This is a genomic window from Aminobacter aminovorans, from assembly GCF_900445235.1.
In the GTDB taxonomy this organism is placed as follows: domain Bacteria; phylum Pseudomonadota; class Alphaproteobacteria; order Rhizobiales; family Rhizobiaceae; genus Aminobacter; species Aminobacter aminovorans.
In genome coordinates this window covers 4,295,109-4,310,308 of record NZ_UFSM01000001.1, presented here as the reverse complement: position 1 = coordinate 4,310,308, position 15,200 = coordinate 4,295,109, and the positions used below count along the sequence as shown (strand labels likewise).

The following is a 15,200-nucleotide window of genomic DNA, read 5'->3' as shown; positions in this document are numbered from 1 at the left end:
GCGGGCCTCGCCAAACGAGGCCCGCCTCTTGGATCGCAAGTAGGATCAGGCGACGAGGTCGCCGTTGTGGTGGCCCGAATGGGCGGCCATCTGCGCGAGGATCTTGGCGACCGCTGCCTGGGCCGCATCACCGGCATCGGCAACGACGTGACCATCCGCCGGAAGATGCGCCTGCAAGGCAGCGATCACATGGTCGACAGCCTGCTGCACGTGGGCGCCGTCGACGATGTCGTTGACATGGTCGGCGTTGACATGTGCTGCCACCTTCGAGCTGAAGTTGAAGTGGTCGCCATCGAGCGCCACCGTCTTCCTGGCCCCGGCATCTGCCGAGCCGGCCACTTCACGTGCGCCACGCGTGCCCGGGTCGCCACGCGTACCCGGGTCGCCACGCGCACCCTGGTCCTGGCCGAAATGGTCCATCTTCTTGAAGAAGTCGGCGAGCCAGTTGTTCGCAGGGTTTGCGCCCGCATTATCGCCGCCGCTCGAGCCGCCGCCGGTATCGGTGTTGTCGGCGACATCGACCACCTTGGTCGGCGTCGTCGGTGCGGCAGTGCCGGCATCATCGGCCGAAGCGGTGGCCGCCAGCGTGCCCGATTTCATCACCGGATCGATCAGGTCCTTCTTGACGTTCTTGGTGCCGATCGTGACCGTCTGCGTCGATGTCGCGATGTTGGTGCCCGTGAAAGTGACCGTATAGGTGCCGGGCTTCAGCACCAGGTCGTAGCCGCCCGCGGCCGACGTCGTGGTCTTGAAGGTCTGGCCGAGGGAGTTCTTGGCCGTCACCGTGATGGCACCGAGGCCTTCGCCCGGATCGTAGAAGCGGTCGCCATCCTTGTCGTCGAAGCTGACGCCGGTCAGGAACAGGTCGGTACCCGTCTTGGCGAAGTCTTCGGTCACGAAGGCGGAGGAACGGCCCTTGTAGTCGCCGACCTCGAAGCCGAGGCCGACCTCGCGGAAGTTCGGGTTGAGGATGTTCGCCCGGTGTCCGGAAGAATTCATCAGGTTGGTGTGGAGCAGCTTTACTTCGTCGACATAGCCGGTCGGCGCGCGGGTGGTCGCCCAGGCGATGTTCTCGCCGGTCGCCCAGGAGCCGCTAAGCGTGTAGCCGGCCGCCTTCATGCGTGTCGTCGGCGACGAGCCGCCGGAACCCGTATGTGAAAAGACATCCGCCGAGAGCATCCATTTGTCGTGGTTTTCGGCGGCTTCGCTTAGGTCGTTGTCGAATGCCAGAGGCTGGGCGCCGACTTTGGCGCGCTCCGCGTTGATGAGCTCGAGCAGATACTGCTCGTTGGCGCTGTGCTGAGGCATAGGGTCTCCCCGGTTTGGTTCTTGATTGCTGTTGAACCCCCTGTGTCCCCGTCCGCCCAGATCCGGCCTAGGCACGAACTGTGTTGATGATGCGGCGTCCAAATGAATAAATTAGGATATCCGCATATAGCTTCGCGCAGCAATATGCTGCGCAGGTTTCGCCGCCTACCAATGGTTGAAAATGCCTGTTGCCGTCAGGTGCTGCGGGCAGCAGTGATCGCCCTGGGCAATTCTTCGGCGAAGATGTCGAGCTCGTGGTCGAGACCAACGCTGACGCGAATGCAACGGTCGAGCACCGGCGCCATCGGCTTGCGGATGAACACGTCGCGCTCGAGCATGTTGCGCATCACGGCAAGGGCAAAGGCAGCATCGCCGCCGCAGTCGATGGTGACGAAATTGGTCGCCGAGGGCAGCGGCTTCAAGCCGTTGTCTCCAGCGATCCGGGTGATTCGCTTGCGCCCGGCATCGACCTTGGCGACCACTTCGGCAAGATAGGCCTGGTCGGCGAGGGCTTCCTCACCTGCGATCTGCGCCATCCGGCTGACGCCATAGTGATTGCGCACCTTTTCGAAACTGGCGATCACATCGGCGTCGCCAAAGGCATAGCCGCAGCGGATGCCGGCGAGGCCATAGGCCTTGGAGAAGGTACGCATGCGCACGACATTGGGGCGCGAAATGTCGACCGGCGGCAGCGCCGTAACAGGTGCCGTCTCGCCATAGGCCTCATCAAGGACCAGCATCGTCGTTTCGGGCAACGCATCGATGAAGCGCAGGATTTCGTTCGCTTCCCACCAGCTGCCCATCGGATTGTCCGGGTTGGACAGATAGACAACAGGCGCATTCTCGCGCTTCACCGCGTCGAGCAGGCCCTGCAAATCTTCCTTGTCGTCGCGGAACGGCACCGGCACCAGCCTGGCGCCGACGCTGGCGACGTGGAAATTGAAGGTCGGATAGGCGCCGAGCGAGGTCACGACTGGTGTGCCCTCATTGGCGTACATGCGCACGACGAGGTTCAGCAGGCCGTCAATGCCTTCGCCGACAACGACATTCTCGACGCCAATGCCGAGATGGCGTGCCAGCGCGACTTTCAGCTCGTAATTGTCGGGGTCGCAATATTTCCACATCTCACCCGCAGCCTCCTGCATCCGCGCGATCACCCGCGGCGAAGGTCCGAAACCGCTCTCATTGGCGCCGATGCGAGCCCGAAACGGTGCGCCGCGACCGCGCTCCTGCGCCTCCGGCCCGACAAACGGGACGGTAACAGGCAGGGCGTTGACAACGGGGGTGAGGGCAGGGCGGTTGGTCATGGCAGCATACTCGATGGCGTCATCCGCCCCGAACCGGGTGCGGAAATCTCTGGTGCATGACCGCGAAAATCGGAATCGATTTTCGGAACGGATCATGCCCCGTTTCAAAGTGCTACAGCGTCCTTTGCGCGTCCAATCGGACAAGCGGCGCTCTAGAACTTCGCCTATACGACAAAACCGGCTGCGCGTGCATATGGTTTGTCGTAGTCCTGGCGCGATCGGGACCAACAATTTTTCGATGCGCCGAGCCGAACCGCCGGCAGCGGGCATGAGCCCGGCCTGAATGCGGGCGGTGTTCGCCTGCCTGTCGTCAGTGCCGTTCCAGAACCACCACGCAGCGGTCGAGATCGTTGGTGGCGAGATGCGCATAACGCATCGTCATCGACAGCGTCTGGTGACCGAGCCACATCTGCACGCGGCGGATGTCGATGCCGCCCTGGACGAGGCGCGAAGCGCAGGTGTGGCGCAGGATATGCGGCACCACCTGGTCGTCGGCGCCGAGACCAACCTCGGCCTTGGCCTCGTTCCAGATGGCGCGAAACTGTGGCTGCGTCAGCATGGCAAACGGCCCTTTCGGACGCGGCCCACGTTCAGAAGGCCATTTGGCCGTCTCTCTGGCGCGCGCGGTCAGGGGAATCGTCCTGCTGCGTCCGGATTTGGTGATCCAGAAGCTGACGCGGGTGTCCTGGATGTCGTTCCAGATCAGTCCGATCGCCTCGCCGAGGCGGCAGCCGGTGTCGACCAGGAAAACGGAAAGCCGGTAGGCGTCTTCGCTCTTGGCCTTGATGGCAGCAAACAGCCTGTCCTCTTCCTCGAGCTCGAGAAAGCGGATTCGTCCCGCCCGCTCTTTCTGGCGGCGGAACTCGGGCAGGCTGTGGACGTCTCCCATCTTATAGGCCTTGCGCAGTAGTTTGCTCAAAGCGGCCATCTTTCGATTGATGGTCGCGTTGCTGTTACCGCGTTGGCGCAGGGAGCCTACAAGGCCGTCGAGTGTTTCCTGGGAAAATGCGCTGAAGCGCTCGCCCAACAGAATCTCGTCGATCTCACCAATAAAGGAGCTGACGTTGTATTTGTGCTTCCCGTCATCCCACAATATGTCTTTATATGAATAAAATAGGTCTATGACCCTGAATGACTTTACTTCTTTAATAGTGTTGAAACTGTAAGTTACCTTGCAGTCAGTCATCAGGGCGGCTGAGTGGTGGCCGCTCAAAATATCGTCCTTTGAAGTTGCTTTCTTCATAACCACCTCAGCAACCCCCGGCGCGGAAGATACAGCCATGGTTTGCGGAGGCAAGGGATAACGTAAACAATGGAGCAAGATCACGCCGTGGTGCAGACGGCAATATCGTCCTAGGCCCGAACTCGCATCGTTTTACAGCGCCTACTCTCCCTTTCTTGGTTTGGTTCCCGGCGTTCTGCCGGTAGCAAAACGGCCCGGGTCTCCTAGGAAACCCGGGCCGCCTTATGCCTTACGACGTCAGCCTATTAGAAGGAGGCGTCGAGACGGAGGAAGCCGTTGAACGAGCCGTCCGTGAAGCTGTCGCCGTCGTCGTAGTTGACTGCCAGCTTGGCGTTGAGGTTCTCAACGATCGTGTAGTCGATGACCGCGCCGATCGACCAGTCGTCGTTGCCGACTTCGGTCGTGGTGTTGGTGAGGAAGTTGCCGAAGTGGCTGTCAGCGAAGTACTGACCGCCGAAGCCGACGGCCAGCTTCTCGTTGACCTGGTACTTCAGGTAACCACCGACCGACCATTCGTAGCCTGCGTAGAAGTCCGACAGACCGAACCAGGTGGCGCCCGACTCGTAAGCTGCGAGCAGTTCGAGGGTCAGAGCGTCGGTTGCCTTGATCTTGGCGGTACCCTTCAGAGCGAACTCCGAGAAGCGGTCGTCATAAGCGGCGAACAGGTCGACCGAACCCCAGCCCTGAGCGACAGAGACCTTGCCGACGACGAGCGGGACGTAGTCGAAGTTGTTGTCCTCTTCTTCGAGCGCGACCGACACTGCGATGCCGTTGCCAGCGTCGAAGGTGTAACGGATCGAGTTGATGAAGTCGCCGCCGCCGGCGTCGAATTCACCCGACAGGGCGCCGTCGAACAGGGTGTCGTTACGACCGATCATCAGGCCGCCGAGTTCGAAGAAGGCATAACGAATCCAGGAGCCCTGGGTGTCGGACCACTCGGACGAGCCATCGGTCGTGTCAACGACGTATTCCTGGCCGTTGTGCTGGAAGTGCAGCTCGATGAAGCGGCGGAACGTGCCGTATTCGGTTTCCGAACGAGCATCCAGGTTCACGCGCGCAGCAGCAGTCTTGCGCCAACCTTCATCCTGGTCGTCCCAGTCGATCTGGTAACGAACGAGGCCGCCGATCTTGAGGCAGGTCTCGGTGCCGGGGATGTAGTAGAAGCCCGCGCCGTAAACGTCGCAGATGCGAACGTATTCCATGGGTTCCGGCTCAGCGACGACGACAGCGTCGGCCGCACGAGCGCCGGAGACTGCGAGCAGAGCCGCAGCGGAGCCGAGAAGAAGGCTCTTAATGTTCATTTTCTGACCTCCAGTCAGAATCGCGGCTGGAGATCGTGAATTGAAGGCGGAACGCCACGAAAAACGGGCTAAGTCGCGCGCAGTGCTCTTGCAAGCGGTTGAAATAGCTGGAATTTCTGAGATCTGAGAGGGAAGGTTGCCTGAGGCTGGCGGAGAGGATGGGATTCGAACCCACGAGAAGCTTTTGACCTCTACTCCCTTAGCAGGGGAGCGCCTTCGACCACTCGGCCACCTCTCCGTTGCGCCGCTGGATAAAGAAAAGGCGCGGCACAATCAATAAGTCATTCTACATATCGGCATGAAAAAGCATCGCCTGGCGATCTCGATGTACGAATCGTCCGCTCAGCCGGCCTCCCAGGGAATCGGAACACCCGCGATTCTGTGGAAAGAGAACTCGGTCAGGAACTGCACCAAGCGCAAAAGCTGCGCCCGAACGGCTTCATTTCTTAATGACTTCTTTATAGGGGGTATCAAATCGTGTCATTTGTGCAACATGGCTCGGCGATCCTGCGTCCTGACGCCCCCGCTGGCCGTGTTGGTTGTTGAACCGCGGCGGCTCATGGGTAATGTCGGGGTCGAAGAGGGAGCGCGGTGCGCATCTTTTTCAAACGGGGATGGGGCAGGGAACGCTGTCCTTCAGCAAAAAATACCCAGACCCTCTTTTGAAACTTTTGACTGGAGGTCAGAAAATGAACATTAAGAGCCTTCTTCTCGGCTCCGCTGCGGCTCTGCTCGCAGTCTCCGGCGCTCGTGCGGCCGACGCTGTCGTCGTCGCTGAGCCGGAACCCATGGAATACGTCCGCATCTGCGACGTTTACGGCGCGGGCTTCTACTACATCCCCGGTACCGAGACCTGCCTCAAGGTCGGCGGCCTCGTTCGCTACCAGATCGACTGGGACGACAACGATGACGGCTGGAAGAAGACCGCCGCTGCTCGTCTGAACCTCGACGCTCGTTCGGAAACCGAATACGGCACCTTCCGCCGATTCATCGAGCTGCACTTCCAGAACCAGTCGGCATACGACGATACGGCCGTGTGGATTCGCTACGCCTACTTCGAGCTCGGCGGCCTGATGATCGGTCGTAACGACACCCTGTGGGATGGCGCTCTGTCGGGCGAGTTCGACAGCGGCGGCGGCGACTTCATCAACTCGATCCGCTACACCTTCGACGCCGGCAACGGCATCGCAGCGTCGGTGGCTCTTGAAGAGGCCGACTACGACTACGACTACACCCCGAACGTCGCCGGCAAGCTGTCGATCGCCCAGGGTTGGGGTTCGGTCGACCTGTTCGCCGTCTACGATGCGACTGCGGAAGAGTATGGCCTGAAGGCCGTTGCCAAGTTCAAGGCAACCGACGCTCTGACCCTGGAAGCTCTGGCAACCTACAACTCCGGCCCGAGCTTCTACAGCTTCGGCTACGAGTGGTCGGTCGGCGGCTACGCCAAGTACACCGTCAATGACCGTCTGAGCATTGGTGCTGGTGGTCAGTTCTTCGGCGATGACTTCGTCAACAGCCAGGACGACTGGGCTATCGGCGCTGTGGTCGACTACAAGGTCGTCGAGAACCTGAACGCCAAGCTCGCCGTCAACTATGACGATGGCGACAACTATGCAGACGGCTCGTTCTCGGGCTTCCTCCGCCTCGACGCTTCGTTCTAATCAGCTCACAAGCTGATCTAGGGAAAACCCGGCGGGCAACCGCCGGGTTTTTTCGTTTGAGTGATGCTGTGGATTTCGGGCGTCGGGTGACGCGGGGCGCATCGTAGCGCGCAGGGCGAACCGTTGGCAGTTTGCCCAAGTTTACCTGTTTGCTGTGTGCCCCACAGCCCGTCGCCAGTTTGGCAGCGAAGCCAGCCAGATTTTTGGTCGGCCCCGCCGTCGACCAGGCTTACACAGCCTTGGTCCCAGCTTCACGCAGAAAGCCAGCGATCGTCGCCGGCAGGTTTCCCGTCTCCAGAAGCGGCGCATGGCCTTGGCCTTCGACGGTGACCGCTGCGAAGCGCGGGTGGCGCCGCTGCATTTCGTCGACAGTCTCCCCCGACAGCAGTCGCGAGTTGGCGCCGCGGATCGTGAGCACTGGCACTGACGCAAGCGCTTCGAACTGCGGCCAGAGATCGGGCAGTGGCTGGGTGAGATCCATCGCCAGCACGGTGTTGAGCAAGGCCGGGTCATAATCGGCGACGGGCAGACCCGACTCGTCGCGATAGATGGCGTGCACGAAGCGGTGCCAGTCGGCATCCGACAGCGCCGGAAAGGCCTCGCCATGGACGGCTTTTTGAATCCGGACAGCCTCAGTGAAGTCTGCCGGGCGAGGGGCATTCCCCAGATATGAGCTGATATGGGCAAGACCTGCCGTCTCGATCACCGGGCCGATGTCGTTGAGCACGACCGCCCTGATCAGGGCGGGGCGCATCATGGTCAGTACATGGATGATCAGCCCACCGCGCGATGTGCCGATGAAGGCTGCATCGTTGACGCCGAGGGCGTCGAGACCGGCGATGACGTCGGCGGCTTCCATGCCGACATTATAGTTCTGCCAGTTCGGGTCATAGGCCGACTGCCCCCGGCCGCGATAGTCGAAGCATATGATTCGACGAGGGTTTTCGACGTCGTTGGCAAGCTGCAGCGCCAACTCGTGAAAGTCCCTGGCATTGCGGGTCAGTCCAGGCAGGCAGACGACCGGCCAGTTGCCGGCATTCGCCACAGCCCCATGGTTCGCTTCGGCACCATAGAGTCGCGCATGCAGTCTGAGGCCGTCCTGCGATGTATAAAAGAAGTCCGAAAAGCCGTCCTTGACCATCGCGCCGCTCTCCCGCGCCGACGCAGCTGGCGCGCCGGCCCGAACTAGCTAGCGGGGCGGTCGGAGCAGGTCAATTGCCGGGGTGAGGCAACCTCAGCGGCCGTTCACCAGGTCGCCATTGATGTCGTAGCTGCCTGACAGCCGCATCTTGTAGACCTGATAGTTTTCCATCACGCGCTGGACGTAGCTGCGCGTCTCGGCATAGGGGATGCGCTCGATCCAGTCGACGACGGTGTCGACATCCTTGCCGCGCGGATCGCCGTAACGCGCGATCCATTGGTCGGCGCGGCGCGGGCCGGCATTATAGCCGGCGAAGGTCAGCACATAGGAGCCGTTGAAGCGGCCAAGCTGCTCGCCAAGGAAGCTCGCGCCCAATGTGGCGTTGTAGCCGGCATCCGACGTCAGGCGTTCCTGCGAAAAGGCCATGCCGACCTTCTTCGCCAGATCCCTTGCGGTCCCCGGCATCAGCTGCAGCAGTCCACGCGCGCCGGCGCTGGAGACGGCCGACACCTTGAACTCGCTTTCCTGGCGGGCGATGGCGTAGGCCAGAGCCTTGCCTGAACCCGAGATATTGGCCGAGCCGGGGATCACTCCGATCGGATGCGACAGCGCGCCGACGTCGAGGCCACGCTGGGCGGCGATCTTGCCGACGCGCAGCGCCAGATAATGGTTGTTCTGCTTCTCGGCCATGACGGCAAGGAGCGCGAGTTCGCCTGGGCTGTTCAGCTGCGAGGCGAGGTCGCGGTAAAGCATCTCGGCGTAAGCCGCATAGCCCGCGCCCTCGAGCCGGGTGATCGCGCTGACCGCCTCGCGTTGCGCAAAAGCCTGGCGGTCGGCTGCGGTCGGTGCCGGATAGCCGACATTGAGCGCCTTGCGGCCGATGCGTTCGGCGGCAAGCTGGCCATAGAAGCTGGTGCCATAGGTGGCGGCGCGGGCGAAATAGTCCTTTGCATTGCCGGGCCCGCCTGCTTCGGCGCTGCGGCCGAGCCAGTAATAGGCGCGGGACAGCGAGATCGGGCTGCCGGCGATCTTGGCGATGCGTTCGAAATGGCCTGATGCCAGCTTGGCGTCGTTGAGGGCGCGCAGCGCATACCAGCCGGCGTGGAATTCGGCGTCGGCGGCATTCGTCGCGTTTTCGGCCGAATGGGCCGCAGCAATCCGGTAGGCGGTCTTGACGTCGCCCTCGTCGAGCAGCTCGCGCGAAAGCACGCGGCGTTCCACCCACCAGGTGTCGGGGTCGATCAGGCTGGCGCGATCCCTAGGCGCCTTCAGCATGACGGCTGCGGCTTCGGTGAATTTCTCCTGCTTGCGCAGAAAACGCGCCTTGGCAAAGACATAGCCGGCCGACCGCTGGCTTGCGGGAACCGCGTCGAGCAGTGCTTGTGCCTTCTTGTCGCCCTTGATGACGGCAGCCCAGGCGTCGGCAAGCGGCTTTGCCCCGGCGAGCTCGGCGACGCGGGCGGCGGAATTGACCCGGTCGGCATAGAGCATCCGTTCCATGCGGATGCGATGGTCGGCGGCGGGGATAAGGCTGCCGAAATCGTTGAGGATTGCGACCTCGTATTTGGCGTCCAGCTTCTCGTTGCGCCAATAGGGCAACAGCACGGCAAGCGCTGCCTTGGCGTTGCCGAGTTCCTTCTGGGCGCGGGCGAGCAGCAATGCGCCTTCGATGGTCTGCGGCTCGCTGCCGGCAAAGGCCGAAACCACCATGTGCGAACCCGGCGTTTCGCGCGCCATGGCGCGCTCGCTGTTGCGGCGCAGCGTGGCAAGGCCCGGCCAGCCGGGCAGGGCTTGTGCTGCGGCGGCGATATCGGCGCTTGGCACCTTGTCGCCGCCATTGATGGCAATTGCCCACATCAATATGTGGCGGTCGAGTGCGGTCGCGGGCAGGGCGTCGCGCACCGCGCGCGCCTGCGCCAGATCGCCGCTCGACAGCGCGTCGAGCCCGCTCTTGAGCTGGTCGATGGTGCCAAAGGCCGCGCGTGCGGCGTCACCCTTGCCGATGCTGGCGAAGGGGATGGCCGAGGTTGCCTGCGGGTCGAGCGCAGAACTCCCGGCGGGGACGGGCGCCAGGGCAATGAAGGCGCTCAAAAGCGCAATATGATGCGGCCTGGCAGCCGGAATGATCTTGGTCATTCCCTATCCTTGCAGGTTACGATCAGCAGCGGGACTTTCGAGCCTAGGTTCATCTGGTGAAGAGCGGGTTAATGAAAGGTTAGCGCGGTCGTTCGATTCGGTCCGATATAGGGTGCAGTCGCACTTGCCGCAAATTGGTGTCGAGACTATGGTGCGCGGCCCTGCTTTCGGCTAGAAAGCCGGCGACATCAAAAAGACCGCGAAACCGTAGGGTTCCTGGAGTTGGACGACATGCTGAGAGGCTCACTTACCGCGCTCGTGACACCATTCGAAAAGAATGGCCGTCTCGACGAGAAAGCCTTTCGCGAACTCGTCGAATGGCAGATTGCCGAAGGCACCACCGGCCTGGTGCCGGTCGGCACGACAGGCGAGTCGCCGACGCTCTCCCATGACGAGCATCGCCATGTCGTGAAGACGTGCGTCGAGGTGGCGCGTGGCCGCGTGCCCGTGATCGCAGGTGCCGGTTCCAACAACACCGAAGAGGCCGTCGGCCTGGTCAAGTATGCCGAGAGCGTCGGCGCGGATGCCGTGCTCGTCGTCACGCCCTATTACAACAAGCCGACCCAGCGCGGGCTCTATGCGCATTTCGCCGCCGTTGCCCAGGCAACGACACTGCCTGTTATCATCTACAACATCCCGCCGCGCTCGATCATCGACATGACGCCGGAGACGATGGGCCGGCTGGCGCATGACTTCAAGAACATCGCCGGCGTCAAGGACGCGACCGGCAAGGTCGAGCGCGTCTCCGAGCAGCGAATAACCTGCGGCACCGATTTCATCCAGCTGTCGGGCGAGGACGCCTCGGCGCTCGGCTTCAACGCCCATGGCGGCGTCGGCGCCATTTCGGTGACCTCGAACGTGGCGCCGCGTCTCTGCGCCGAGTTCCAGAACGCCAGCCTGGCCGGCGACAACGCCAAGGCGCTCGAGCTGCAGGACCGCCTGATGCCGCTGCACAAGGCGATCTTCATCGAGCCGGGCGCTTCGGGCGCGAAATATGCGCTATCGCGTCTCGGCCGCATCGAGAACGTGCTGCGTTCGCCGCTGGTGACGATCGAGCAGTCGACCGCCGAGAAGATCGACGCGGCGCTGAAGTTTGCCGGCCTCATCAACTGAGTGCCCAAGGGTTGCGGAATTGCCACTTCGCAGCCATGTAAGCGCTCTAGGAATTGTGCCTCCCTCGAGGCTCGCCCACCGGGCTCGCACCTTGCGATTCGGGACATCAGCGACCGCAGCTGAAATCGGACGCGCTTTTGGCGCAGGGTTTCGGATGTGCGGTGCTTCCCGTTGAGGTGCAGCCTTGTGAGCGAGTTGTAGGGGACGCACCAAACACGTAGCGACGTCATGAGCCAGGGCAAGAAATCCGACCCAAACAACAAGATCGCCGCGGAAAACCGCAAGGCGCGCTTCAACTATGAGGTTCTCGACACGCTCGAGACCGGCATCGTGCTGAGCGGCACCGAGGTCAAGGCGCTGCGCCTGGGCCAGGCCAACATCCAGGACTCCTATGCCTCGTTCGAGGGCGGGGAACTGTGGCTGATCAATTCCTACGTGCCGGAATATCTGCAGGCCAACCGCTTCAACCACGAGACGCGCCGCCGCCGCAAGCTGCTGGTCAACAAGCGCGAAATGGCCAAGCTCGCCCAGAGCATCGAGCGCGAAGGCATGACGCTGATCCCGCTCAAGATCTATTTCAACGATCGCGGCATGGCCAAGATGCTGCTCGCCGTCAGCCGCGGCAAGAAGCTGCACGACAAGCGCGAAACCGAAAAGCAGCGTGACTGGAACCGCGAAAAGGGCCGCTTGCTCAAGGAACGCGGGTAGGGAGCGCTTATCCTTCTCCCCAGGTGGGAGAAGATTGACGGCAGGTGCGATTCCAGTTCTCTGCCGCACGGGGATTGGAGAACCGGAATGCGGGCGACTTTTGCATTTTTCTTTCTGCTGTTCAGTGCTGTTGCCGGCGTTGCTGAAGAATCGAAGGCGGACTACATAAAACGTGTTCGAGAGCACGTTGACGCGGTTCGTTACGACAGGATTGTCGTCCAGGCAGCGGCCCGGTTGCCGAGCGATCCGAAGATCGCCGATGTCACGTTTCGCATCAATTCCGACGGCTCGATCACCAACGTGAAGGTCGTCAAGGGCAACGTCTCGGCTGAGCTGGCCAGGTACATCGCTCAGGCTTTCGCCAACTTGCCGCGGGTGAAGAATGTCCCTAAGTCGATTGGGGCATCCCAATTTCAAGTGCAGCTGGCAATAGGTGTCTAAGCCCGGCAGTGATCGAGGTTGGGGCGTGTGTCCGGTGGCGTCTTACGTCGCCAACCCTTTGTATACCGATCTTGCGCCCCCCTCTGGCAAAAGAGTTGGTACTCCTCCCGGAAAGAGCAATCCTGGGCGATCACCATCGCGAGAAAAATCCGGTTAACCAACACTGCGATCCCTCGCCAACCCGCCGTCGAAATACGTCATTTGCCGTATGCCAAAATCAGCGTTTTGCAGTCATTTCTCGACGCAGACCACGATTTGGCGCCGCGTGGTTCGGCACCAAGGGCGGTGCCTGAGCGCCTTGGGCCGGACCTCCGGTGAAAGGAACACATCGATGAAGACGATCATGATGGCAACGGCGGTGTCGCTGATGCTGACGCCCATGGCATTCGCCGCAGTGCCGGTTGCGGCAGGCGCTGCCTCAAAGGCGGTTGCTACCAGCCAAGGGGAAAAGGACGGCGTGGTTCTGGCTGCCGGCCCTGGCCGTACCGGGACCATATCCATTCCAGGCGGCAAGGGCTTCATGCCGGGCAAGGGCTTTGCCGGTTGAAGCTGTCGCTGAGGGGATCATCCAATCCTCGTGGGTGGCTGGCTCGTGCTTTGGCCACGCCGTGCCGCAGCTTGAGCCGGACGACGGCCTGACCACAACCTTGCGGCTGGCGCCGTAGCCAGCCGTTCCATTTGCTAAGTGCCCCTTGCCTGGTTGTCGCCCCACGGCGCAACCGGGCTTTTTCACTGGCGGCAAGCCGGGGCAAGGCAAGTTTTCCGTAAACCATCGGCTAACCAAGTCGCCGCAATCCAGGCCTGGCCGGCGTCGAAATACGGCATCTGCCGTATGCCAAAGTCCCGAGTTTGCTTCCATTTCTCCGTGCAGACCGCGTTTTTGGCGCAGGCGTGGTCCGGCACCAAGCGGGGACGGTGCCATTTGCGTCACGCGACGGCCGGATGGCCAATGAAGGAGGTGAACCAATGAAGACGATCATGATAGCAGCAATGGCAGGGCTGATGCTGTCGCCGGCGGCATTCGCCGCAGCACCGATGTCGCCAAAGACCGTGTCCAAGCCTGCACTGAGCAGCCAGACGACACAGGGCGGGGCGATCCTGCAGGTCAAGGGAAACAACAAGCCCACCAGCGGTGGTGCTGCTCCAAGTAGCAAAACGGGAAAGCGTTCGTTTTTCGACGCCGGCTGAGATTTGGGTGGGGTTCCAATCCTGGGTTGAGCATGATCCTTGCCGAAGGCCGCTTTCGATCGGCATCAGGCAGAATTGCGGCTCGAGATGGTGCTCAGGGACCTCGCGGCTGATGCTTCGGCGCGATAAGCCAGCCGTTCCATGTGCTGGTGCCCCTTGCCTGGTTGTCGCCCCACAGCGCAACCGGGCCTTTTTATGGGAACCGTAACGGCGAAGAGCCGGGCTGCGCGGAAACTATTTCTGCAGGAATTCGGCTACGTCACGGAAGACGTTGACGAACATCTCTTCCGTCAGCACGCCCGTATTGGTGTTGTAGCGCGAGCAGTGGTAGCTCGAAAACACCGCGATGTTGCCGACATCGCAACGCGCGCCATGCTTGAAGGGCACCGCAGCTACACGTGCGCCCAGCGCCCGCACCGTCGACTGGTGGCCGATCGAGCCCAGCGTCAGGATGGCTTTGAGATTGGGAAAGCGTGCGATCGTGGGCACCAGGAAGGTGCGGCAGGTGTTGATCTCGGCGCCCACCGGCTTGTTGTCTGGCGGCACGCAGCGCACGGCATTGGTGATCGCCGTGCCGATCAGTTCCAGGCTGTCGTCGGGCCGTGCCTCGAACTCGCCGCGGGCCATGCCGAAGCGCTTGAGCGTCGAATAGAGCAGCTCGCCGGCATAGTCGCCGGTGAAGGGGCGGCCGGTGCGGTTGGCCCCGCGCACGCCCGGCGCCAGCCCGACGATCAGGAAACGCACGGCGTCTTCGCCTTCGGGAGGCAGGAAGGAGCGGACGGGCGCATTGTACCAGCCCGGCTCGCGGGCGCGCCAGCTGGCGATGAAATCGTGCAGGCGCGGGCAGAGCGGGCAGTCGCGGTCGGGGTCGACCGTCTGGGCGGGCTGGAGACTGAGCATCAAATGTCTTGGGCTGGAGGTTCGACCGGGTCGAGTTTGCGCGCCGGACGCTCGGACGGTTCGCGACCTATTTCGGCCTTCAGCGTCATCAGGTCGATGAAATGGTCGGCCTGGCGGCGCAAATCGTCCGAGATCATCGGCGGCTGCGAGGCCATCGTCGAGATGACAGAGACCTTGCGGCCGCGGCGCTGCAGTGCCTCGACCAGCGTGCGGAAATCGCCGTCGCCGGAGAAGATGACGTAATGGTCGACGACATCGGCGAGCTCGAGCGCATCGACGGTCAACTCGATGTCCATGTTGCCCTTGATCTTGCGTCGGCCGGTGGCGTCGGTGAACTCCTTGGCCGGCTTGGTGACGACCTTGAAGCCGTTATAGTCGAGCCAGTCGATCAGCGGGCGGATCGAGGAGTATTCCTGGTCCTCGACAAGTGCGGTGTAATAATAGGCGCGCAGCAGATAGCCGCGCTTCTGGAAGGTGGAAAGCAGTTTGCGATAGTCGATGTCGAAGCCGAGGGAGCGGGAGGTGGCGTAGAGATTAGCTCCGTCGATAAAAAGTGCGATTTTCTCGCGAGGATCAAACATAGGAAAATTTCCTTGTTGAAATAGGCTGACGCCAAATACGCTGAACCGAGCGCCCGTTCCCCCAGATCAATGACTTACCCCAATGCGGCAAATATCGCTCGCGGTGGTTCATTCCAAGGGGGGACAGGGGCGGAGCAGTAAAATAATCGTTTGTGGATGTCTGTCCGGAATC

Annotated in this window: 14 protein-coding genes and 1 tRNA gene; 6 read left to right on the top strand and 9 right to left on the bottom strand. The window is 61.9% G+C overall.

All coding sequences use genetic code 11. The features are described 5' to 3' along the window. Positions 1-45: 45 nt before the first annotated feature. From DY201_RS21340 to DY201_RS21315, 5 genes are all read right to left on the bottom strand, one after another. Complete coding sequence (locus DY201_RS21340) at positions 46-1,308, bottom strand: CAP domain-containing protein (RefSeq protein WP_115732948.1); 1,263 nt, start codon at positions 1,306-1,308, stop codon at positions 46-48. Between the two features lie 194 nt (positions 1,309-1,502). After that, positions 1,503-2,615 (bottom strand): pyridoxal phosphate-dependent aminotransferase, encoded by a 1,113-nt coding sequence (locus tag DY201_RS21335; RefSeq protein ID WP_115732947.1) that lies wholly within the window; start codon positions 2,613-2,615, stop codon positions 1,503-1,505. A gap of 310 nt (positions 2,616-2,925) precedes the next feature. After that, on the bottom strand, positions 2,926-3,801 hold the full coding sequence (locus DY201_RS21325; RefSeq protein ID WP_245432143.1) for a tyrosine-type recombinase/integrase: 876 nt from the start codon (positions 3,799-3,801) through the stop codon (positions 2,926-2,928). 302 nt (positions 3,802-4,103) lie between these two features. After that, positions 4,104-5,159, bottom strand: coding sequence for a porin (locus DY201_RS21320; protein ID WP_115732944.1), 1,056 nt, complete (start codon positions 5,157-5,159; stop codon positions 4,104-4,106). A 147-nt stretch (positions 5,160-5,306) separates the two neighbouring features. Continuing rightward, a tRNA-Ser gene (locus DY201_RS21315) sits at positions 5,307-5,397 on the bottom strand. A gap of 451 nt (positions 5,398-5,848) precedes the next feature. On the opposite strand from DY201_RS21315, the gene DY201_RS21310 reads away from it, so the two are divergent. After that, a complete protein-coding gene (locus DY201_RS21310; protein WP_115732943.1) occupies positions 5,849-6,820 on the top strand; it encodes a porin in 972 nt (323 codons plus the stop codon). Between the two features lie 229 nt (positions 6,821-7,049). Here the strand turns inward: DY201_RS21310 and DY201_RS21305 are convergent, their stop codons facing one another. Then, a complete protein-coding gene (locus DY201_RS21305; protein ID WP_115732942.1) occupies positions 7,050-7,961 on the bottom strand; it encodes an alpha/beta fold hydrolase in 912 nt (303 codons plus the stop codon). Positions 7,962-8,054: 93 nt separating this feature from the next. Continuing rightward, entirely contained in the window at positions 8,055-10,097 is a 2,043-nt protein-coding gene (locus DY201_RS21300; RefSeq protein ID WP_115732941.1) for a lytic transglycosylase domain-containing protein, read from the bottom strand. 231 nt (positions 10,098-10,328) lie between these two features. Between DY201_RS21300 and dapA the strand changes: the two genes are divergently transcribed. The 5 genes from dapA (at position 10,329) to DY201_RS21275 (ending at position 13,547) form a co-directional block, all read left to right on the top strand. Further along, complete coding sequence (gene dapA / locus DY201_RS21295) at positions 10,329-11,210, top strand: 4-hydroxy-tetrahydrodipicolinate synthase (protein WP_115733914.1); 882 nt, start codon at positions 10,329-10,331, stop codon at positions 11,208-11,210. Between the two features lie 228 nt (positions 11,211-11,438). After that, complete coding sequence (smpB, locus tag DY201_RS21290) at positions 11,439-11,918, top strand: SsrA-binding protein SmpB (RefSeq protein WP_115732940.1); 480 nt, start codon at positions 11,439-11,441, stop codon at positions 11,916-11,918. Between the two features lie 87 nt (positions 11,919-12,005). Beyond that, the gene (locus DY201_RS21285; RefSeq protein WP_115732939.1) at positions 12,006-12,359 is read left to right on the top strand and encodes a hypothetical protein; all 354 of its coding nucleotides are present in this window, start codon (positions 12,006-12,008) and stop codon (positions 12,357-12,359) included. A gap of 331 nt (positions 12,360-12,690) precedes the next feature. Continuing rightward, a complete protein-coding gene (locus tag DY201_RS21280; protein WP_115732938.1) occupies positions 12,691-12,906 on the top strand; it encodes a hypothetical protein in 216 nt (71 codons plus the stop codon). A gap of 419 nt (positions 12,907-13,325) precedes the next feature. Continuing rightward, positions 13,326-13,547, top strand: a complete 222-nt coding sequence (locus DY201_RS21275; protein ID WP_115732937.1) for a hypothetical protein — start codon at positions 13,326-13,328, stop codon at positions 13,545-13,547. 234 nt (positions 13,548-13,781) lie between these two features. Here the strand turns inward: DY201_RS21275 and DY201_RS21270 are convergent, their stop codons facing one another. Together DY201_RS21270 and DY201_RS21265 are read right to left on the bottom strand one after the other, a co-directional pair. Then, the gene (locus DY201_RS21270; protein ID WP_115732936.1) at positions 13,782-14,447 is read right to left on the bottom strand and encodes a uracil-DNA glycosylase; all 666 of its coding nucleotides are present in this window, start codon (positions 14,445-14,447) and stop codon (positions 13,782-13,784) included. Further along, positions 14,447-15,028, bottom strand: a complete 582-nt coding sequence (locus tag DY201_RS21265) for a LabA-like NYN domain-containing protein (RefSeq protein ID WP_115732935.1) — start codon at positions 15,026-15,028, stop codon at positions 14,447-14,449. Before DY201_RS21265 ends, DY201_RS21270 begins: the two co-directional genes overlap by 1 nt. Positions 15,029-15,200: the final 172 nt, after the last annotated feature.